This window comes from Paraburkholderia sp. (assembly GCF_047605525.1).
In the GTDB taxonomy this organism is placed as follows: domain Bacteria; phylum Pseudomonadota; class Gammaproteobacteria; order Burkholderiales; family Burkholderiaceae; genus Paraburkholderia.
Map to the genome: position 1 here is coordinate 26,998 of NZ_JASGFN010000005.1, position 19,182 is coordinate 46,179.

18 protein-coding genes, 1 tRNA gene and 3 pseudogenes are annotated in these 19,182 nt (G+C 64.4%); 10 read left to right on the top strand and 12 right to left on the bottom strand.

Annotated features, from left to right (window positions below):
* Positions 1 to 333: 333 nt before the first annotated feature.
* The 5 genes from rph to QM685_RS08700 all read left to right on the top strand — a co-directional run bounded on the left by rph (position 334) and on the right by QM685_RS08700 (position 3,700).
* Complete coding sequence (gene rph, locus QM685_RS08680; RefSeq protein ID WP_415114794.1) at positions 334 to 1,071, top strand: ribonuclease PH; 738 nt, start codon at positions 334 to 336, stop codon at positions 1,069 to 1,071.
* 20 nt (positions 1,072 to 1,091) lie between these two features.
* Positions 1,092 to 1,697 (top strand): RdgB/HAM1 family non-canonical purine NTP pyrophosphatase, encoded by a 606-nt coding sequence (gene rdgB / locus QM685_RS08685; RefSeq protein WP_415115377.1) that lies wholly within the window; start codon positions 1,092 to 1,094, stop codon positions 1,695 to 1,697.
* Complete coding sequence (hemW, locus tag QM685_RS08690; protein ID WP_415114796.1) at positions 1,694 to 2,923, top strand: radical SAM family heme chaperone HemW; 1,230 nt, start codon at positions 1,694 to 1,696, stop codon at positions 2,921 to 2,923. Before rdgB ends, hemW begins: the two co-directional genes overlap by 4 nt.
* A gap of 205 nt (positions 2,924 to 3,128) precedes the next feature.
* Positions 3,129 to 3,218: transfer RNA gene (locus QM685_RS08695), tRNA-Ser, on the top strand.
* Positions 3,219 to 3,349: 131 nt separating this feature from the next.
* Complete coding sequence (locus QM685_RS08700) at positions 3,350 to 3,700, top strand: hypothetical protein (protein ID WP_415114798.1); 351 nt, start codon at positions 3,350 to 3,352, stop codon at positions 3,698 to 3,700.
* A 70-nt stretch (positions 3,701 to 3,770) separates the two neighbouring features.
* On the opposite strand, the gene QM685_RS08705 is transcribed toward QM685_RS08700, so the two are convergent.
* The 3 genes from QM685_RS08705 to QM685_RS08715 form a co-directional block, all read right to left on the bottom strand.
* Positions 3,771 to 4,175: a RidA family protein gene (locus QM685_RS08705; RefSeq protein ID WP_415114800.1), complete on the bottom strand. Its 405-nt coding sequence runs from the start codon at positions 4,173 to 4,175 to the stop codon at positions 3,771 to 3,773.
* A 188-nt stretch (positions 4,176 to 4,363) separates the two neighbouring features.
* Positions 4,364 to 4,594 carry a hypothetical protein gene (locus QM685_RS08710; RefSeq protein WP_415115379.1) on the bottom strand — a complete coding sequence of 77 codons (231 nt, stop codon included), beginning with the start codon at positions 4,592 to 4,594 and terminating at the stop codon, positions 4,364 to 4,366.
* Between the two features lie 216 nt (positions 4,595 to 4,810).
* Entirely contained in the window at positions 4,811 to 6,031 is a 1,221-nt protein-coding gene (locus QM685_RS08715) for a Bcr/CflA family multidrug efflux MFS transporter (protein ID WP_415114802.1), read from the bottom strand.
* A gap of 246 nt (positions 6,032 to 6,277) precedes the next feature.
* Between QM685_RS08715 and QM685_RS08720 the strand changes: the two are divergent.
* From QM685_RS08720 to QM685_RS08735, 4 genes and pseudogenes are all read left to right on the top strand, one after another.
* Positions 6,278 to 6,808, top strand: a pseudogene (locus QM685_RS08720) (hypothetical protein); the annotation flags it as partial.
* Positions 6,809 to 7,142: 334 nt separating this feature from the next.
* Positions 7,143 to 8,426 (top strand): glutamate-1-semialdehyde 2,1-aminomutase, encoded by a 1,284-nt coding sequence (gene hemL, locus QM685_RS08725; protein WP_415114804.1) that lies wholly within the window; start codon positions 7,143 to 7,145, stop codon positions 8,424 to 8,426.
* A 51-nt stretch (positions 8,427 to 8,477) separates the two neighbouring features.
* Positions 8,478 to 9,629, top strand: coding sequence for a bifunctional diaminohydroxyphosphoribosylaminopyrimidine deaminase/5-amino-6-(5-phosphoribosylamino)uracil reductase RibD (gene ribD / locus QM685_RS08730; protein ID WP_415114806.1), 1,152 nt, complete (start codon positions 8,478 to 8,480; stop codon positions 9,627 to 9,629).
* A 15-nt stretch (positions 9,630 to 9,644) separates the two neighbouring features.
* Complete coding sequence (locus tag QM685_RS08735) at positions 9,645 to 10,274, top strand: riboflavin synthase (RefSeq protein ID WP_415114808.1); 630 nt, start codon at positions 9,645 to 9,647, stop codon at positions 10,272 to 10,274.
* A gap of 43 nt (positions 10,275 to 10,317) precedes the next feature.
* Here the strand turns inward: QM685_RS08735 and QM685_RS08740 are convergent.
* From QM685_RS08740 to QM685_RS08780, 9 genes and pseudogenes are all read right to left on the bottom strand, one after another.
* Positions 10,318 to 10,700 (bottom strand): annotated as a pseudogene (locus tag QM685_RS08740) (type II toxin-antitoxin system death-on-curing family toxin).
* Positions 10,697 to 10,923: pseudogene (locus tag QM685_RS08745) on the bottom strand (transcriptional regulator). The pseudogenes QM685_RS08740 and QM685_RS08745 overlap by 4 nt, the downstream one beginning before the upstream one ends.
* A 39-nt stretch (positions 10,924 to 10,962) precedes the next feature.
* Complete coding sequence (locus QM685_RS08750) at positions 10,963 to 12,339, bottom strand: dynamin family protein (protein ID WP_415114810.1); 1,377 nt, start codon at positions 12,337 to 12,339, stop codon at positions 10,963 to 10,965.
* Positions 12,340 to 12,545: 206 nt separating this feature from the next.
* Positions 12,546 to 13,796 carry a GTPase gene (locus tag QM685_RS08755; RefSeq protein ID WP_415114811.1) on the bottom strand — a complete coding sequence of 417 codons (1,251 nt, stop codon included), beginning with the start codon at positions 13,794 to 13,796 and terminating at the stop codon, positions 12,546 to 12,548.
* A gap of 143 nt (positions 13,797 to 13,939) precedes the next feature.
* A complete protein-coding gene (gene catA / locus QM685_RS08760) occupies positions 13,940 to 14,875 on the bottom strand; it encodes a catechol 1,2-dioxygenase (RefSeq protein ID WP_415114813.1) in 936 nt (311 codons plus the stop codon).
* Positions 14,876 to 14,950: 75 nt separating this feature from the next.
* On the bottom strand, positions 14,951 to 15,241 hold the full coding sequence (gene catC / locus QM685_RS08765; protein ID WP_415114815.1) for a muconolactone Delta-isomerase: 291 nt from the start codon (positions 15,239 to 15,241) through the stop codon (positions 14,951 to 14,953).
* A gap of 27 nt (positions 15,242 to 15,268) precedes the next feature.
* Complete coding sequence (locus QM685_RS08770) at positions 15,269 to 16,405, bottom strand: muconate/chloromuconate family cycloisomerase (protein ID WP_415114817.1); 1,137 nt, start codon at positions 16,403 to 16,405, stop codon at positions 15,269 to 15,271.
* 210 nt (positions 16,406 to 16,615) lie between these two features.
* Positions 16,616 to 16,996 carry a VOC family protein gene (locus QM685_RS08775; RefSeq protein ID WP_415114819.1) on the bottom strand — a complete coding sequence of 127 codons (381 nt, stop codon included), beginning with the start codon at positions 16,994 to 16,996 and terminating at the stop codon, positions 16,616 to 16,618.
* Positions 16,997 to 17,159: 163 nt separating this feature from the next.
* On the bottom strand, positions 17,160 to 18,047 hold the full coding sequence (locus QM685_RS08780) for a LysR family transcriptional regulator (RefSeq protein WP_415114821.1): 888 nt from the start codon (positions 18,045 to 18,047) through the stop codon (positions 17,160 to 17,162).
* A 147-nt stretch (positions 18,048 to 18,194) separates the two neighbouring features.
* Between QM685_RS08780 and QM685_RS08785 the strand changes: the two genes are divergently transcribed.
* Positions 18,195 to 19,175 carry a zinc-dependent alcohol dehydrogenase family protein gene (locus QM685_RS08785; protein WP_415114823.1) on the top strand — a complete coding sequence of 327 codons (981 nt, stop codon included), beginning with the start codon at positions 18,195 to 18,197 and terminating at the stop codon, positions 19,173 to 19,175.
* Positions 19,176 to 19,182: the final 7 nt, after the last annotated feature.

Consider the following 19,182-nt stretch of genomic DNA (forward strand, 5'->3'; position numbering starts at 1 on the left):
GCCCGGCGTGTACGAGACGCGAGGCGGGGAATCCGCATTATCCCATTTTTGGCGGCGACATCCGGCGCGCGCCAGCGCGCATGCGGGTTTGCACGCGCTCGCCTGGCGCCGGCCGGCGCCGTCATCGTCGCGGCGCGGCGGGCGTTGCGCTTTCTTGCCGGGCGCCGCGATGCATTGCCGCCGCATCCCCATGCTCTTCACGTGCCGCAGCCGTGCTTCTGGCATGCAACTATGCGCACCCTCCATACGCGTCACCGCGCTACCCGATCGGCGGTAAAATTGCAGTTTCCCTGCGCCGTTCTTCCGAACCATCCCATCCCAATCCATTCCGACATGAGCAACGATACTCAACGCCCCAGCGGCCGCCAACCCGATCAGTTGCGCGACGTGCGCATCACGCGTCATTACACGAAGCATGCGGAAGGCTCGGTGCTGGTCGAATTCGGCGACACCAAGGTCATCTGCACCGCGAGCGTCAGCGAAAGCGTGCCGCCGTTTCTGCGCGACCGCGGCCAGGGTTGGCTCACCGCCGAATACGGCATGCTGCCGCGCGCGACGCACACCCGCAGCGACCGCGAAGCCGCGCGCGGCAAACAGACCGGCCGCACGCAGGAAATCCAGCGGCTGATCGGCCGCGCGTTGCGCTCGGTGTTCGACCTCGAGAAGCTCGGCGCGCGCACCATCAACCTCGACTGCGACGTGATCCAGGCCGACGGCGGCACGCGCACCGCGAGCATCACCGGCGCATTCGTCGCCGCGCACGACGCGGTCGCGAAACTGCTGGCAACGGGCCGTATCGAAAGCTCGCCGATCACCGATTACGTCGCCGCGATTTCGGTCGGCGTGTACGACGGCGTGCCGGTGCTCGATCTCGACTACGACGAAGACTCGCAGTGCGACACCGACATGAATGTCGTGATGACAGGCTCGGGCGGCTTCGTCGAAATCCAGGGCACAGCCGAAGGCATGCCGTTTTCGCGCGACGAAATGGACGCGTTGCTCGATCTCGCGAGCGACGGCATCAGCACGCTGATCGCGAAGCAGAAGCAGGCGCTGGGAGTACAGCAGTGAATGAAGCGGGTCAAAACGGCATGCCGCTGAAGAAAGTCGTGCTCGCATCGAACAACGCGGGCAAGCTGCGCGAATTCGCGGCGCTGCTCGGCGCGGCCGGGATCGAACTGATCGCGCAAGGCGCGCTCAACGTGCCGGAAGCGGAAGAGCCGCATCCCACCTTCGTCGAAAACGCGCTGACCAAGGCGCGCCACGCGGCGAAGCTCACCGGCCTGCCGGCGCTCGCCGACGATTCCGGCCTGTGCGTGCGCGCGCTGCGTGGCGCGCCGGGCGTCTATTCGGCGCGCTACGCGCAGCGCGCGGGCGGCGAAAAGAGCGACGCAGCGAATAACGCCCGCCTCGTCGCCGAACTGCGGGACGTCAGCGACCGGCGCGGCTATTACTACTGCGTGCTCGCGCTGGTGCGTCACGCGGACGACCCCGAACCGCTGATCGCCGAAGGCCGCTGGCATGGCGAAATCCTCGACGCGCCGCGCGGCGGCCACGGTTTCGGCTACGACCCGTACTTCTATCTGCCGTCGCTGAACGCGAGCGCCGCCGAACTCGAGCCGGCGGTGAAGAACGCGAGCAGCCATCGCGCGATCGCGCTGCGGCAACTGCTCGCGCGTCTGTCGGAGGAAGCGTGATTCCGGTTCGACCGACGCCGGCCGACGTCAGCAACGGCATCGTCAAGGCGTTCACGTCGCCGGGCAGCATCCGTCTGACCTCGCTGCCGCCGCTCGCGCTGTACGTGCATTTCCCGTGGTGCGTGCGCAAGTGCCCGTACTGCGATTTCAATTCGCACGAGTGGAAAGGCGACACGTTCCCCGAGAGCGACTACCTCGATGCGCTGCGTGCCGATCTCGAAATGGCGCTGCCGCTGATCTGGGGCCGCCAGGTGCATACGGTGTTCATCGGCGGGGGTACGCCGAGCCTGCTGTCCGCCGCGGGGCTCGACCGGCTGCTGTCGGATGTGCGCGCGCTGCTGCCGCTCGACGCCGACGCGGAAATCACGCTCGAAGCGAATCCCGGCACGTTCGAAGCCGACAAGTTCGCGCAGTTTCGCGCGAGCGGCGTGAACCGGCTGTCGGTGGGCATCCAGAGTTTCAACGAAACGCATCTGAAGGCGCTCGGCCGGATTCACGACGCCGCGCAAGCGCGCCACGCGGTCGAAGTCGCCGCGACTACATTCGACAATTTCAACCTCGACCTGATGTTCGCGCTGCCGAAGCAAACGCTCGCCGAATGCCAGGCCGACGTCGAAATGGCGTTGTCGTTCGCGCCGCCGCATCTGTCGCTGTATCACCTGACGCTCGAACCGAACACGCTGTTCGCGAAGTTCCCGCCCGCGCTGCCCGACGACGATGCGTCCGCCGACATGCAGGACTGGATCCATCAGCGCACCGCCGAGGCCGGCTACGAGCGCTATGAAGTGTCTGCGTACGCGCAGCCGCATCGGCAGAGCAAACACAATCTGAACTACTGGCGTTTCGGCGACTATCTCGGCATCGGCGCCGGTGCGCATACGAAGCTGTCGTTCCCGAATCGCGTGCTGCGCCAGGCGCGCTACAAGCACCCGGCGACGTTTATCGAGCAGGCGAAGGCCGGCGCGGCCGTACAGGAAGAACACGAGGTCGGCCCGCGCGATCTGCCGTTCGAGTTCATGCTGAACGCGCTGCGACTGGTGGAAGGGTTTCCGGTGCATCGGTTCATCGAGCGCACGGGCTTGTCGATCACGACGATCGAACCGGCGTTGCAGGAAGCCGAACGGCGCAAGCTGATCACGCGCGACCACGAAAAAATTGCGCCGACGCCGCTCGGCCAGGCGTTCCTGAACGATTTGCAGGCGCTGTTTCTGAAAGATCCGCACTAGTTGCGAAGCAACCGGACGTGGCGAAGAAGCGCCCGATCGCACGGTGGGCCGCCGCCCCACGCGCCGCCGGAGAAATCAGGCTGACGCACGCCTGCTGGCCTGCCTGGTCTTTTTGTGCGCGGCTGCCTGCGCAGTCAATTGGAGCGGTTCGCGGCACGCCGTGCGGTTGAGGATTGGTCGGCAAATACGCTACAATCGCCCGCTTGGAGGTGTGGCCGAGCGGTTTAAGGCACCGGTCTTGAAAACCGGCGAAGGAGCAATCCTTCCGTGAGTTCGAATCTCACCGCCTCCGCCAGTGATGGCGGCTGAAACCCCGTAAGTTCAAAGGACTTGCGGGGTTTTGTTTTTTCTGGCTCGTCATTCAGCCATGGCATTGGAGATAAGAGAAATGCATTTCCTCTGCTACCTTGATAAAGAGGTTTTTTGATGGACAAGCTAAAGGAATTTGACTACTTCCACGATTGGAACATCGACGCTCTCGCCGTTCGCGACAGGCATAAACTTATTGTCATGCTGGAATATGACGGGAAGCACGCAACCGCTACTTTTAACGGAACCAGTCGCTGCACCGTTGAACATTTCAGCGTGTCCAATAATATTGTCTTTGAGATAAAGCTTCTCGAGCCGGGGGACACGAATTACGATCTCGCACTCGCCATGCTCTCGAAAAGCGAGCGTTTTTCTGACACGCCGGGGTGTCAAATAGCGATAGTCCTCGCAACGGCCGGCGCGGAGCTGGCCGTCGAGTTCGAGACGCTCGAAATTGACGCTGAATAGCCCAGTTCCAGCTACGGCTTCAGGTCGAAAAGCACGCAACGCCGCGCACCCGTAAATGCGATAGGCGGCACTAAACGATCGCCGTCGCCTCAACCTCGATCCTGAACCCATAGTGCAACTGAGGCACCGGCACAACCGCCCGCGCCGGCTTCGCGTCGCCGGCCCAGCGCGCGTAGATCTGGTTGAAGTTCGCCCAGTTTTCGACATCGACGACATAAACGCGCACCTGCACCAGTTGTGCGACGCTGCTGCCGACGCTTTCGAGCGCTGCCCGCACATTGGCCAGCACCTGTTCGGCCTGCGCTTCGAACGGTGCATCGTTGAGCTTGTCGCCCTGCGCGTTGATCGGCAATTGCCCCGACACGAACACGAAGCCATTCGCAACCGCGACGTGACTATAGTGACCGCCGGGTTTCGCGAGCGCGGCGGGGTTGTTCGTCCGCGGCAGATGCGGGTCGTGCGAGCTATCGGTCATGAACCACTCCAGAAGTCGGGAACGTCCGGGCGGCATCGACGACCCTGCGCGCAACGCCCGCACAACGAACACCCGTCTTCACGATCAGGCGAATTCGAAACACACGACATAAAGTAATGGCAATCCATCGGGCCACGCCCCACCCCGCCTGCCTCATCCGCCAAGCCGCACGCCCGCCACAGCCGCCATCACGCGTCGGCCATTGCGAGCTTTTCGCGCGCATCCGCGCAACGACGATTCAGATCGCGATGCACCAACTGGCCATCCAGCAACGCCGATACATCGGTCAAACCGTAATCAAAGCGCAAGACGTATTCGATGTCGGTGTAGTCGTAATAAGCGCCACTGTCTGCCAGCCTTTGCGCTTCGGCGAATGCAGCGTGTTGCCGTTCGCCGTTCATCAGGTCTTTGATCGCCATGATTGCCGCTCCGAGGAACAGTGGCTTCATCATAGCAATGCAATTTGAAACACACGGTGGCGCGCGCACAACACCTGGTGTTTTCCGTAGATGCGCGCCGTGGTCGTCAGACAATGCCCATGTATGGGCCACGACATGCTCGCGGCGTCATCAGACAATGCACGGCATGCGGCAACCGCGACATGCACACGAGCTCGCGCACCGCTCGTACACCGCTCACACAGCGGCAACCGGTGTCCTGGTCGCGTGCCAGCGCATCACGAGAAACCGCCCGACGAAACACAGACCGCCCGCCACGCCGACCACGACACCCATGCCCTTCGGCGAGCCGTCCTGCCACAGCCCGACCGCGAGACTCGACAACGCGCCGAGCGCGAGCTGCACCGCGCCGAACACGGCCGCCGCGGCACCGGCGTTGGCCGGATAGCGATGCATCAGGTCGGTCGTGCAATTGGCGGACAGCACGCCCACTACGCCGACCACGAAGAACAGCCCGAACACGATCGACCACAAGCCGCCCCACCCCGTCAGCGATACGACACTGACGAACAGCGACGCGACGAAGCTCACGGTTGCCGCGAACGAAATGATCGGCAGCGGACCGAGGCGGCCGACGAGCCGCGTGTTCATGTAATTGCCGAACATGATGCCGACGATATTCAGCGCGAACAGGAAGCCGTAATGCTGCGCCGACACGTGGAAATATTCGATGTACACGAACGGCGTCGCCGTGATGTACGCGAACATCGACGCGAACGCCATGCCGCCGCACAGCATGTGGCCCCACGCGACCGGGTCGCGCAGCAGCGTGCCGTATGCGGCGAATGATTTCAGCAGCGCCGATTGCGCGCGCTTCTCGCGCGGCCACGTCTCCGGCACCTTGAGGAACGCGGTCACCGCGCACACGGAACCGAACAGCGTCAGCGCGGCGAACACGGTGCGCCAGCCGCCGAGCAGCAGCAACTGTCCGCCGATCAGCGGCGCGAGCAGCGGGCCGATCGACGTGACGATCGCGATCATCGACAGCACGCGGGCGGCGTCGCCCGGCTCGTGCGCGTCGCGCGCGATCGCCCGCGCGAGCACCGACGCCGCGCCCGCGCCCAACGCCTGCACGAAGCGGAACGAGATCAGCGAGCCGATCGAGAACGACAGCGCGCACGCGATGCTCGCGAGTGCATACATGATGATGCCGCCGAGCAGAATCGGCCGGCGCCCGTAGGTATCCGACAGCGGCCCGTAGAGCAGCATGCCGATCGAGAAGCCGAACATGAAGCTCGTGAGCGTCGATTGCGCGGCGGCGGTGTTGACCGCGAAGGCCTGCGCGATGGTCGGCAGGCTCGGCAGATACATGTCGATGGAAATCGGGCCGCAGGCGGCCAGCGCACCGAGCAACAGGATCAGCCGGCCATCGGGCCGGCGTTTGACGACATGAGACATGGGGAAATCCGGATGGAACGCCGCGCCGGCATCGGCAGCGGAACGGGCGAAGCGGGCAGCAATGGCCTGACGGGCTCAATTGTACGCGACGGTTAACCGGACAGCCGCGCAACCGGGCAACCACGCCACCGATCGGTTAAGCTGCCGCCTGCATGCCCGCGCGCATGGGTCCGTGCAGCGCCGTGCGCATCCTGGCCGTGCGCGACGCCGCGCGGCGCCCTTCCCTGATCCTGTTTCGAGCCTGCGATGACCGCCTTCCTGCTGATCTGGAGCCCCAAGAAATGGCCGTGGCCCGAGTTGCCCGACATCGCGAAACGCGTTGCCGCCGGCGAGGCGGTAGCCGATGTATGGGGCTGCGGTTTTGCGCGCGGCATCCTGCCCGGCGACCGCGTGTTCCTGCATCGCGTCGCCCAGCAGCCGAAGGGCGTTTTCGGCTCCGGCTACGTGACGCGCGCGCCCTACGAAGTCCCCGATCCGTCGACCAAACGCGGCTACCGGCTATGCATCGACTTCGTCTACGACTGGCTCGTCGACGCGCATCAGGCGCCGGTGATTCCGCGCGAGCAGTTGCGCGTGCATCCGTTGTCGGTGCAGACGTGGGACGCGCAGAGTTCGGGAACGATCATCAAGCCGATCGCCGAGGGCGCGCTGGAAAAGCGCTGGGCCGAGCTGACCGGCAAGCGCAAGCCGCCGAAGCTCGACGCGCCGGCCGGCCCGACACACTCGACGAAAGTCACGGCTCACACGGCGGCGGCACGGAAAGCGGCAAGCCTCGCTGCCGCACAGTCCACCACGGCAAGCGAACCGGGCACGACGCAGCGAGCCCGCGCCGCGACTCGCCGCGCTTCGACTGGCAACGCGCCCGCTGCCGACGCCGCGCCACGCAAAACCGCCACGCGTCACGCGCCGGAAAACCAGCCGAAACGCGGCCGCCGAAGCCCTTGAAAGCCCTACCCCGCGCCGCCGCTCGAGCCCGGCCCCAAAGCTCTCCAACGCCGACTCCGGTACAATTTCTCGACCTGTCCCAGCATCGCGCGAATCGCCCGCGGCAATCGCCCGAGGCCCTTTGCGCCGCTTCGTAACCCCTATTCCAGCCATCCCAGCCATCGCCATGTCCAGAAACGAAACCCTCTTCGAGCGCGCGCAACGCACCATCCCCGGCGGCGTGAACTCGCCGGTGCGCGCCTTCCGCTCCGTCGGCGGCACGCCGCGCTTCATCGAGCGCGCGCAAGGCCCGTACTTCTGGGATGCGGACGGCCAGCGCTATACCGACTACATCGGTTCGTGGGGCCCGATGATCCTCGGCCACGTCCATCCGGAAGTGCTCGAAGCGGTGCAGCGCGTGCTCGCGAACGGCTTCTCGTTCGGCGCGCCGACCGAGTCGGAAGTCGAGATCGCCGAGGAAATCTGCAAGCTGGTGCCGTCGATCGAACAGGTGCGCATGGTGTCGAGCGGCACCGAGGCGACGATGAGCGCGCTGCGTCTCGCGCGCGGCTTCACGAACCGCAGCCGCATCGTCAAGTTCGAAGGCTGCTATCACGGCCACGCGGACAGCCTGCTCGTGAAGGCCGGCTCGGGCCTGCTGACCTTCGGCAATCCGACCTCGGCGGGCGTGCCGGCCGATATCGCGAAGCACACCACGGTCCTCGAGTACAACAACGTCGCCGCGCTCGAAGAAGCGTTCAAGGCGTTCGGCAACGAGATCGCGTCGGTGATCGTCGAGCCGGTCGCGGGCAACATGAACCTCGTACGCGCGACGCCTGAATTCCTGCAGGCGCTGCGGCGCCTGTGCAGCGAATACGGCTCCGTGCTGATTTTCGATGAAGTGATGTGCGGCTTTCGCGTCGCGCTCGGCGGCGCGCAGCAACTGTACGGCATCACGCCGGACCTCACGTGCCTCGGCAAGGTGATCGGCGGCGGCATGCCGGCGGCGGCGTTCGGCGGCCGGCGCGACATCATGGCCCACCTCGCGCCGCTCGGCGGCGTCTATCAGGCGGGCACGCTGTCTGGCAATCCGATCGCGGTCGCGGCCGGCCTGAAAACGCTGCAACTGATCCAGGCGCGCGGCTTCCACGACACGCTCGCCGCGCGCACTACGCGTCTCGCGCAAGGCCTCGAGCAGGCCGCGCGCGAAGCCGGCGTGCCGTTCGCGGCCGATGCGCTCGGCGGCATGTTCGGCCTCTACTTCCGCGAGTCGATTCCGGCGAGCTTCGCCGAGGTCACGCAAAGCGACGTGCCGCGCTTCAACGCGTTCTTCCACAAGATGCTCGACACGGGCGTGTACTTCGCGCCGTCCGCGTACGAAGCGGGCTTCGTGTCGATCGCGCACGACGACGCGGTGATCGACGCGACGATCGACGCCGCGCGCGGCGCGTTCGCGTCGCTGAAGGGCTGAATGAAGGGCTGAAACCAGCGCGACCCAGACACCGCACTACAACGGACCCCGATGTTTTCGCAAACCGATTTCGTCCATATGGAACGCGCGCTCGCCCTCGCGAAGCGCGGCATGTACACGACCGACCCGAACCCGCGCGTCGGTTGCGTGCTCGTGAGGAACGGCGAGGTGATCGGCGAAGGCTACACGCAGCCGGCCGGCCAGGATCACGCGGAGATTCGCGCGCTGAAGGATGCGCGCTCGCGCGGCCACGATCTGCGCGGCGCGACCGCCTACGTGACGCTCGAACCGTGCAGCCACTTCGGCCGTACGCCGCCGTGCGCGAGCGCGCTGATCGAAGCGCAGATCGGCCGCGTGATCGCCGCGATGGAAGATCCCAACCCCCAGGTCTCCGGACGCGGTCTCGCGATGCTGCGCGGAGCCGGTATCGAGGTGCGCTGCGGGCTGCTCGCGAATGAAGCACAGGAGCTGAACATCGGCTTCGTGTCGCGCATGACGCGCGGCCGGCCGTGGGTGCGCATGAAAGTGGCGGCGTCGCTCGATGGCCGCACCGGCTTGCCGTCGGGCGTGAGCCAGTGGATCACGAGCGAGGCCGCGCGCGCCGATGGCCATGCGTGGCGCGCGCGTGCATCCGCGATCCTGACCGGCATCGGCACGGTGCGCGAGGACAATCCGCGCATGACGGTGCGCGCGGTCGATACGCCGCGCCAGCCGCAGCGCGTGCTGATCGACAGTCAGCTCGAGGTGCCGCTCGACGCGCAGATTCTGGCCGGCGCGCCGACGCTGATCTTCTGCGGCCATCTCGATCACCGGCTTGCAGAACGGGCGAGCGCGCTGCGCGATCGCGGCGCCGAGATCGTGCCGCTGCCCAATGCAGCCGGCAAGGTCGATCTGCCGCGGCTGCTGAACGTGCTCGGCGAGCGCGGCGTGAACGAGCTGCACGTGGAGGCGGGCTACAAGCTGAACGGCTCGCTGCTGCGCGAAGGCTGCGTCGACGAACTGCTCGTGTATCTCGCGCCGAGCCTGCTCGGCATGGACTCGATGAGCATGTTCAATCTCGCCGCGCCCGACGCGCTCGACGAGCGCATCAAACTGAACTTCCACACGGTCGAGCGGATCGGCGACGATCTGCGAATTCTCGCGCGCTTCGCGCGGCAAGCCGTGCCCGGGGCCGACCCTGTGTCTCCCACCGTTTCGAAATGATCGAGGACTAGCACGATGTTTACAGGAATTGTCGCGGCAGTGGGCCGCATCGAATCAGTCAAGCCGCTCGGCGCGGGCGGCGACGCGGGCGTGCGCCTGAACGTCGAAGCCGGCGACCTTGATCTCGCCGACGTTCAGCTCGGCGACAGCATCACGATCCAGGGCGCCTGCATGACGGTGGTCGCGAAGACCGATCATTCGTTCGAGGTGGATGTGTCGCGAGAAAGCCTGAACCGTACGGTGGGGCTGGGCGAACCCGGCGAGGTCAATCTCGAGAAGGCGCTGCGCGCGCATGACCGGCTTGGCGGCCATATCGTCGCCGGTCATGTGGACGGGCTCGGCACGGTGACCCGGTTTGCGCCGGTCGGCGAATCACACGAATTGCGGATTCTCGCGCCGCGTGAGATCGGGCGTTATCTCGCGTACAAGGGCTCGGTTACCGTCAATGGCGTGAGCCTGACCGTGAACTCGGTGAGTGATCGCGAGGACGGCTGCGAGTTTTCGATCAACCTGATTCCGCATACCGTGCAGGTCACGTCGCTCAAGCACCTGCGGGAAGGCGTGCGGGTGAATCTGGAGATCGATCTGATTGCGCGGTATGTGGAGCGGATGCTGTCGTCGGCGTCCCCGACGGGACGCTCGTAACTGGTTAATCCAGCGCGAGTTTCGAGTTTGATCGTCTGTCGACTTACCCGGCGATCCGTTGCCGGAACCACTCCGCCAGCGCAGCTTCGTCGAGCGCGCCAGCGGCAACCATTTCCATGGTCCTGACGGCGTCGGCCGGATCAAACTTCAACCGATAGCCGTTGTCTGCCAGGAAAAGGCGCGCAACCACCCAGGCGGTTCTCTTGTTGCCGTCCGCAAAGCCATGATTGCGCTCTAGCCCATAGGCATATGCGGCGGCGAGCGCCGCTGCGTCCGCTCCCGCATAAACCTCGAGATTCTGCGGGCGTGCCAGCGCTGGCTCCGCGGCCCCTTTGTCACGCACGCCATCGAGCCCCCATGCTCGGCAAGCTGGCGATCATGGACGGCATAGGTCAGATCCGCGCGCACCCAGCGCCACGGTGTCATTTGGCCAGCGCCCGCAGAATATCGCGACATCGTGCATGATTTCTTCCGCGAGCTTCATCTGGCGTTCAAAATCCGGGTTGTACGGCGTAATCCGATAGCCGCCTTCGGGCGCCTCGGTCAGATACACGGTATCGCCCTTCTGCACCTTGAGCCGTGCCATCGCCTCCCTGGTAAGAATGAAGCCAACCGAAGCCCCGACCGTTGTGACCTTGAATGTAAGCATGACGCCCTCCTCGAAGGACAAGGATTGAACCGCTCCACATCAGACCGATTCCGACCGCACCTTCCGCTTCAGTTCGCGCAACTGTTCTTCGTGGACCTTTAACGCTTCCTCGAGGCCCCGCGTGAGCGCTGTCAATCTGGCAATCGACGCGCGGCACCGTCGAGCGGCATCGCTGCAGAGGCGCAGCAAACACTCCCGGATCGCGTTGCTCAATGCGGCATGGAGACGCCCAAAATCAATACCAGCGACCTCGCATACCTGCCCATCCGCTCCAGGATGCCCGACCGCGATGCCGTCAAAATCCGCCACATCATCGAGTTCGAACCGCGCCAGCGAAACCTCAGGCGCGATAACGTAATCGCCCAACAACCGTTCCGCTTCGCGGCCGAACATCTCGACGACCGATTCCGACACGGTATCGCACAGCGCCTTCACATCACGTGCTGCCACATACGTATCCAGCAATCCGGGCAACGTCGGCACGATACCGCGCCACACGGCATTCGCGATCCGCTCCTGCTCGTGCTCCAGCGTCGCAAGCGCGGCTTGCGACGACCTGTCCAGCTCGCCAAGCAACGGCAGCACGTCGCCCTGCAAGCGACCCAATACGTTTTCTTCAAGATGATGCAGCAGTATCTCGGCCCGCTTGCGCCGCTTGTAAGCCAGCGCGGGTTCGGCAATCGCGAGCAACGCGGCATAAAGCTTCCCAAACCCGGCGTCTGCCAGAGCCTCCGGCGTCTGCTCCTGCTCGCGCGCCACATACACGGAGATCGAAACAGGCGGCTCCAGCAGCGCCGCGTCGACGCCCATCGCGACGAGCTTTTCCCGCGCCCGAACCCGGACGTCGTGCTCCTGCAGCGCGCGACGCCGCGCGCTCTTGTTGCACAGACGCTTGACGATCTCGCCATCGACCTCGTCTTCGTCGTACTCATCGCTACGCGTTACGACCGGCAGCAGCGGCTTGTTCCTGTGCAACTCACGGCCGAGTTCGTCGAGCTCCTGCACCTGTCCCGGCGACGTGGAACTGGTCAGCCACAAGACGCCATCGGCGCTCTCGGTGAAACGCTGCGTCAATGCGGCATTTTCCGGCGTCACCGAATGCAATCCGGGCGTGTCGAGCAGCACCAGCTTTTCGCCGAGACACACACCTTGCAGCCGCGACGTCGTTTCGGTCGCGCCCTCCCTGAACGGCTCCGAAGTTTCCACGATGCGGCCGGCCTCGACGTGGAAATACCGCACCGGCCGCTTGTGCGCGGCGAAGCGCTCAGCGAGGAAATTGCAGAACGAGCTCTTGCCGGCGTTGAACTTACCGAACACCAGCAGCAACGCTTCGTCGTCGAATTGATCCGCCAGATCCCGGGTGGCTTGCAGGCCGACCCACTGCTGTGTCCACGTCTGCTCGCTATCGCGCAGCAACGTGTTGACCGCATCGGCCTGAACCGCCAGCGCGTTGTGTGCCCGCAGCCCATCCCACGACAAACGGCCGGCCTGCAGATCGGCGTTCAGCTTCGCGAGCCACGCGTTCAGCACGGAAAGAAGCGCGTCGATGTCCCCGGCGATGAAGTCGAACGCATCGATTCCGGCAATGAAGCGCTGCTCATGGTTCGCGTCGGCTTTCATGCTCACGCCCCGAACATCCGTATTGCAGCCGACGCCTTTTCCGACGCGGCAATCGCGGATTCCGTATCGGCAATCTGCGCAGCCAGTGCCTTCTGGTCGGCGGAGAGTTCGTAGTAGTGCGTGAACTCGCGCTGCATGCGCTCCCGGCCCGACGCCTCGCAGAACATCCTGCGCAGGTCCTTGCGGAACTTCACCGACACGCCCATCACCGCGATCATCACGGAGTTCAGGCTGTTTGCCGCTGTGCGCTGTTCCGACGGCAAACCGACGACGCCGTGTCCGGTCAACACCGCGTCGATTTCGATGCACGCGCGCGAGTAGGCGATCTGGATATGCGCGCGTTCCAGCTTGCCCGCGGTGATCATGTACGCGTCTTTCGCGGAATCCGGCACGATCGCATGGTCGGTGCCCAGCCCGTTCAACATCGTATCGATATCGCCGGCCACCTTTTCGATGACGGCCGCGAGGTCCCGATCAAAGTCCCGCTTCTGCTGTTGGCGCGTGCAGCGAAGAAGATCCAGTGAGGTCTGCTGCGCGGCGCAAAGCAACCGCAATTCCTCGTGAATCTCGCCGACCAGCAGCGCGGTTTCATGCGCTCGCGCGTTCGGCACGCGCGCGAGTTCCGCGTGCAGCGCCGCCTGCAGCGCGGGAACGCCGCTCTTTTCCAGCAACAGTTTCTTGCCGCCCTCGAGCCCCTTGCGATGACGTACCGACGACACGGCATTCAGCACGATGCCCGGCATCTGCCGGTCGATAGCGTCGCCAACCTTGCGCAGCGCGGCATCGTCAGCCAGTTGGTCCACCTGCGAAAGCACGAACAGGGTTCGCCGCCCGGTCCTGACGCGATCGGCGTCGAGTTCGGTCAACAGCTTCAGTTCCTTCGCGTCGAGCTCGCCTTCTTTCGCGGCGTGCACGAAGAGCCGGATGTCCGAGTTCAACCACGCGGCCCGCAACGCTTCACGATCGTCCTGCGTGCCGACGTCCGCGTCGAGTCCCGGTGCGTCGAGCCAGCGCACGCCCTGATGCACGCTGTCCGACAGACGCACCGTTTCACGCCTGTCGGAAACGGCAAACGCGTCGCGGCCCAGCAATTCGTTGAGCAGACTGCTCTTGCCGTGGTTGTACTTGCCGACGACGGTAACGACGGGTTCACTGTCATCGATCAGAATCCGCAGCCGCGCCAGATCGTGGATCCGGCCCGGCAGCACGGACGCGATATCGTGCGCTGCCTGCTCACGAATTTTGTTCGACACCGTCAGCTCCTCAACGCTTCACAGATATTTGGCCGGCATGGCTGCCGACCGTCAGGGTTGCCGGTACGCGAGAAATCCTCGTGCATGGCCAACGCCATGCACGAGGACTTGCATCGGTCCGGATGATGCCCGCCGCGAGCGAGTTACGCCTCGGCCGACGCGCGCAGGCGATGGACGAGCTGGTTGTCCTTACCCTGGAGCAGCGGCGTCACCGTGAAGTTGAATTCGATGTCCTTGTACGCGTCGGCCTTCAGGCCGAGCGCCGCGCCACCGGTCTTCTCGACGACCGGCGGAATCAGTTCCTCGCGCGTTGCGTACGCGAAGTCGTCCCAGATCAGCGGATCGCCTTCGATGTTGAATTGCGTGGTCAGCTTGCGATGCGAATCGCTCGTGACGAAGAAGTGCACGTGCGCCGGACGGTTGCCGTGACGGCCGAGCACGTTCAGCAGCCGCTGGGTCGAGCCGTGCGGCGGGCAGCCATAACCCACCGGCATCAGCGTGCGGAACTCGTATTTGCCGTCCGCGCCGGTCTTCACCGCGCCGCGCAGGTTGAACTCGCTCTGCGCGCCGGTCGGGTCGAAGTGCGAGTAGAAGCCCTTCGAATTCGCGTGCCAGCATTCGACGACCGCGCCGGCGACCGGCTTGCCGTCCATATCCTTGACCGTGCCGTGAATCACGAGCGGGCCCGCGTCTTCGTCCGGATTGATGTCGATCTTCGCGACGCCGTCGCGCACCGTCGCCCCGGCGACGTACAGCGGGCCTTCGATCGTACGCGGCGTGCCGCCTTCGACGCCGATCGCCTTGTCCTCGGCGTCCATGCGGATGTCGAGGTACTTCTCGAGACCGAGACCGGCCGCGAGCAGCGCCGCTTCGCCGTCCTGGCCGAGCTTGTTCAGGTAGTTGACACCGGCCCACACTTCGTCCGGCGTGATGTCGAGGTCGTCGATGGCCTTGAACAGGTCACCGAGCAGACGGAAAACGATCTGCTGGAAGCGGGCGTCGCCATTGCCCGCATCGAGATTGGATGCTGCCTTCAGCAGGTCCTGAACTTCCCTGGTTTCAAATACTTTGACGCTCACGATGACTGTCTCCAGTTTGTATTAGGGGAAAAAATGGCGTGGGCTGCGCTCGTCTTCGACGCGTGCTTCCTGGGCTCAGATGTCGTCGTCCCGAATCGACGACGGGTGACGACACAGCGGCGTCACCGAAATCTTCATGTACGGGAAGAGCGGCAAGCCGGACAGAATGTCGTGCAGTTCGGCATTGCTCCCGACATCGAAGATGCTGTAGTTCGCGTACTCGCCAACCAATCGCCAGATATGGCGCCACTTGCCGCTACGCTGGAGTTCCTGCGAATAAGCCTTCTCGCGGCTCTTGATTTCGTTTGCCACATCGGCCGGCATGTCGACCGGCAGGTACACGTCCATTCGTACATGGAAAAGCATCTTTGAATCCTCCTGATCGGTGTCCGTTTACTGGGTGACTTTCATCAGCCCTTCTCGGGTGAAGCGCTTGACCTTGGCTTCGTCCAGTTCGATGCCGAGACCCGGGCCGTTCGGCACGGTCAGCTCGAAGTCGCTGTAGTCGAGCGGAGTGGTCAGAATCTCTTCGGTGATCAGCAGCGGTCCGAACAATTCGGTGCCCCATTGCAGGTTCGCGAAGCTCGCGAACAGATGCGCGGAGGCAACCGTGCTGAACGCGCCCTCGAGCATCGTGCCGCCGTAGAGTTCGATACCGGCGGCATCGGCGATCGCGGCGACGCGCTGCGCGGCGAACAGACCGCCGCTTTGTTCGATCTTGATCGCGAACACGTCGGCGCCGCCGTTCTTCGCGATCTCGAATGCGCTTTCCGGACCCTGCAGGACTTCGTCGGCCATCAGCGCAACCGGGAAACGGCGCATCAGACGCGCGAGCGCCGCGGCGCACGCCACCGGCTGCTCAACCAGATCGCAGCCGGCGTCGGCCAATGCGGGGATCGCCCACGCCGCCTGGGTCTCACTCCACGCCATGTTGACGTCGACCCGCACCGCGGCGTGGTCTCCCACCGCCTTCTTGATTTCGGCGACGTGGCGGATGTCGGTCTTCAGTTCCTTCGCGCCGATCTTCAGCTTGAAGACCTTGTGCCGGCGCGCTTCGAGCATATGCTCCGCTTCGGCGATGTCTTTCGCGGTATCGCCCGATGCGAGCGTCCACGCAACCGGCAGGCGCTCACGACGACGGCCGCCGAGCAGTTCGCTCACCGGCACGCCGAGCCGCTTGCCCTGCGCGTCGAGCAGCGCGGTTTCGAGCGCGCACTTCGAGAAGTGATTGACCTTGACCAGCTTGCCGAGATGCGCCATCAACGCCTGGATACGGGTCGCGTCCTTGCCGATCAGTGCCGGCGCGAAGTACGCGTCGATCGCGAGTTTCATCGCTTCCGGGCTTTCCGGGCCGTAGGCCATGCCGGCAATCGTGGTGCCTTCGCCGATGCCGACGACGCCGTCGCTGCAGTACACCTTGACGAGCATCAAGGTCTGCCCGTACATCGTGGCAACCGACAGCTTGTGAGGGCGGATCGTCGGCAAATCGACGAGGCGGGTTTCGATGCGTTCGATGGTCGCTAGGGTCATGGCGGATGCTGCGAGAGGAGAGTTCATTGGACGTTTTTATACCCTTCGCGAGTTTGGAGAGTCCAATACTTTTCCTGTCCGCTTTCATACCCACAAGGTATGATATCTCTGAAACCCCCGGTTTTTCAGCGGACATCGCGCGGCGATCGGGCCGCACCATACGCTTCAGGCATTGAAAAATCGTTGACCCCAGTCAAGTTTTCACGCCGCCTAAAGCGCGCTGACCATCACGTAATACCCATCCGGATCACGTAGCGCGAATTCCATCGTTCCCGTCTTCGGGTTCAGATGCGGTTCTTCTTCGAACCGACTAACCAGCGTCCTCGCTCTGGCCAGACACGGGTCGAAATCGTCGACCCGGAAAAACAGTAGAAGGCCATTGCCTGGCTTGCCGTTGGCGGGGCTCATCAACGGCGGATGATCGTGGGAACCCCACTCGTGAAGGCAGAGCAGCACCGTGCCATCGGTGTCGAGGATCTGGCCGAAATAGTCATGAGCGGGAGAGGTTCGCGGCTGGCCAAAGAGAGACTGGTACCACCCGAAGCTCGCCGCCACATCAGCCACCCCGATGATCGTCCATGTGCGTTTCATTGAAAGGTCCTCCTGCGGTCTGACGTACGGAATTTCGCGCGGAAGCGGAAGCATTCCGCAAACGATATAGACAATGTAGACGCAAAAAGAGCAGCGGGAATCGACTGAAGCGACGCGTGCCGTGGGGCGACAAACGGCGGCAAACCAAGCCGACCGGGGCGCCTCACGCCCTCAATGCCTCGATCACCGCGCGCAAGCCCGCGGTTTGATGCCTGCGGCTCGGGAAATACAGAAAAAGCCCTTCGTCGACCGGGCACCATTCTTCAAGGCAGCGCATCAGCAAACCCTCCCGCAAGGCGGGTGCCGCGCGCTGCTCCCACACGTACGCGAGACCCAGTCCACGCACGGCGGCGTCCACCATCAGTTCCTGGCTGTCGAGCGTGAGCGGGCCGTCGACGTCCACCTGCATCGACTCGCCATCCTTCAGGAACTCCCAGTGCAGAATCGTGCCGCCTGGAAACGCATAGCGGATGCAAACGTGATCGTGCAGATCCTGAGGCGTCGCCGGAACCGCCCTGCCATCGAAATAAGCGGGCGAGCCGATAACCGCGAAACGCAGATTCGAACGAATGCGCACCGCGACCATGTCCTGCGACAGCCGTTCGCCGAAGCGAATGCCCGCGTCGAAGCCCTCTTCCACGATGTCGACGCGCCGGTCCGTCGCGACGATCTCGAGACGCAAGCCGGGATTGGTCTTCAGCAATGTCTCGATCGTCTCGCCGAGCACGAACGGCGCAAGCGTATTGGGCACATTGAGCCGGACCGTGCCGAACGGCGTATCGCGCCACGAATTGAGTTCGTCGACGGCCGCGCGGATGTCCGCGAGCGCCGGGCCCAGTTTCGCGAACAGCATCTGTCCGGCGTCGGTCAGCGACACGTTGCGGGTGGTCCGATGAAAGAGCCGCACACCAACCCGGCTCTCGAGGCTGCGTATTGCATGACTCACCGCCGACGCGGACGTGCCGCGCTCGAGTGCCGCCTTCCTGAAGCTGCGATGGGTCGCCACGCTGGCAAAGACCGCCAGTTCCGATAGCTCGCTGTTCTCGTTCATTGATGAATTCTGCTCAGCATTGAGTGCGCGATTGACCATCTTATCCGATCGATCGACCGCGTCCAGAATGACCTCATTCTCGCGGCGCACAGAACCGCGAGAAGCACCGTCAACCTCTCACTTCAAGCCGATTCAGGATCATCCATCATGCGAGCACTTCTTCTCGACACCTACCAGAACGGCCGTTTTCGCGTCGCCGATATCGAATCGTCGCTCCCCGCCGCGGGGCAATTGCGGCTGCGCGTCCACGCGAGCGGCGTCAATCCGCTCGACTACAAGATCCGCCAGGGGCGCGCGCCCTTCGCGGCACCGGAGTTGCCGGCCGTGCTGGGCACCGACGTCGCCGGCGTCGTCACCGAGGTGGGCGCGGGCGTGCAAGGCTTTGCGGCTGGCGACGAGGTGTACGGGCTCGCCGGCGGCGTGCGTGGCTTACAGGGCTCGCTCGCCGAATTCATGACCGTCGACGCCGCGCTGATGGCGAAAAAGCCCGCCAATCTGACGATGCGCGAGGCCGCCGCGCTGCCGCTCGTCGCGCTGACCGCCTGGGAAGGCCTGGTCGACCGCGCGCACGTGCAGCCAGCACAGACGGTGCTGGTTCAGGGCGGCGCGGGCGGCGTGGGCCATCTGGCTGTGCAGATCGCGAAGGCGCTCGGCGCGGACGTCTACGCCACCGCCTCCAGCCGCAAGCACGATCTCATGCGGCAATTCGGCGCCACGCCGATCGACTACACGAGCACTACCATCGAGCAATATCTGCGGCAATACACCGGCGGCAAAGGCTTCGACGTCGTCTACGACACCGTGGGCGGCGACACGCTCGAAGCGTCGCTCGGCGCCACGCTCCCCTATGGCCGCGTGGTCAGTTGCGCGGCGTACGGCACGCACAATCTGGCGACTTCGTCGTTCCGCTGCGCGGACATCAGCGGCGTGTTCGTGCTGTACCCGATGCTGGGTGGCGAACGTCGCGCTCATCACGGGGCGATTCTGCGCGAGATCACCGCACTGGTCGAAGCCGGCAAGATTCGTCCCATCGTGGATCCACGCCGTTTCACGCTCGATACGGCGATGGAAGCGCATGATGCGGCCGAAGCCGGCGCGACCATCAAGGTCGTGATCGACGTCGTATGACCCAGGC

Coding starts and splice junctions, on each gene's coding strand:
- QM685_RS08710 (WP_415115379.1), bottom strand. CDS start 4,594: ATGGCGATCAAAGACCTGATGAACGGCGAACGGCAACACGCTGCATTC.
- rdgB (WP_415115377.1), top strand. CDS start 1,092: ATGCCGCTGAAGAAAGTCGTGCTCGCATCGAACAACGCGGGCAAGCTG.
- rph (WP_415114794.1), top strand. CDS start 334: ATGAGCAACGATACTCAACGCCCCAGCGGCCGCCAACCCGATCAGTTG.
- QM685_RS08770 (WP_415114817.1), bottom strand. CDS start 16,405: ATGACCCTAGCGACCATCGAACGCATCGAAACCCGCCTCGTCGATTTG.
- QM685_RS08705 (WP_415114800.1), bottom strand. CDS start 4,175: ATGACCGATAGCTCGCACGACCCGCATCTGCCGCGGACGAACAACCCC.
- QM685_RS08780 (WP_415114821.1), bottom strand. CDS start 18,047: ATGAACGAGAACAGCGAGCTATCGGAACTGGCGGTCTTTGCCAGCGTG.
- QM685_RS08785 (WP_415114823.1), top strand. CDS start 18,195: ATGCGAGCACTTCTTCTCGACACCTACCAGAACGGCCGTTTTCGCGTC.
- QM685_RS08700 (WP_415114798.1), top strand. CDS start 3,350: ATGGACAAGCTAAAGGAATTTGACTACTTCCACGATTGGAACATCGAC.
- catC (WP_415114815.1), bottom strand. CDS start 15,241: ATGCTTTTCCATGTACGAATGGACGTGTACCTGCCGGTCGACATGCCG.
- QM685_RS08775 (WP_415114819.1), bottom strand. CDS start 16,996: ATGAAACGCACATGGACGATCATCGGGGTGGCTGATGTGGCGGCGAGC.
- ribD (WP_415114806.1), top strand. CDS start 8,478: ATGTTTTCGCAAACCGATTTCGTCCATATGGAACGCGCGCTCGCCCTC.
- hemL (WP_415114804.1), top strand. CDS start 7,143: ATGTCCAGAAACGAAACCCTCTTCGAGCGCGCGCAACGCACCATCCCC.
- QM685_RS08715 (WP_415114802.1), bottom strand. CDS start 6,031: ATGTCTCATGTCGTCAAACGCCGGCCCGATGGCCGGCTGATCCTGTTG.
- QM685_RS08735 (WP_415114808.1), top strand. CDS start 9,645: ATGTTTACAGGAATTGTCGCGGCAGTGGGCCGCATCGAATCAGTCAAG.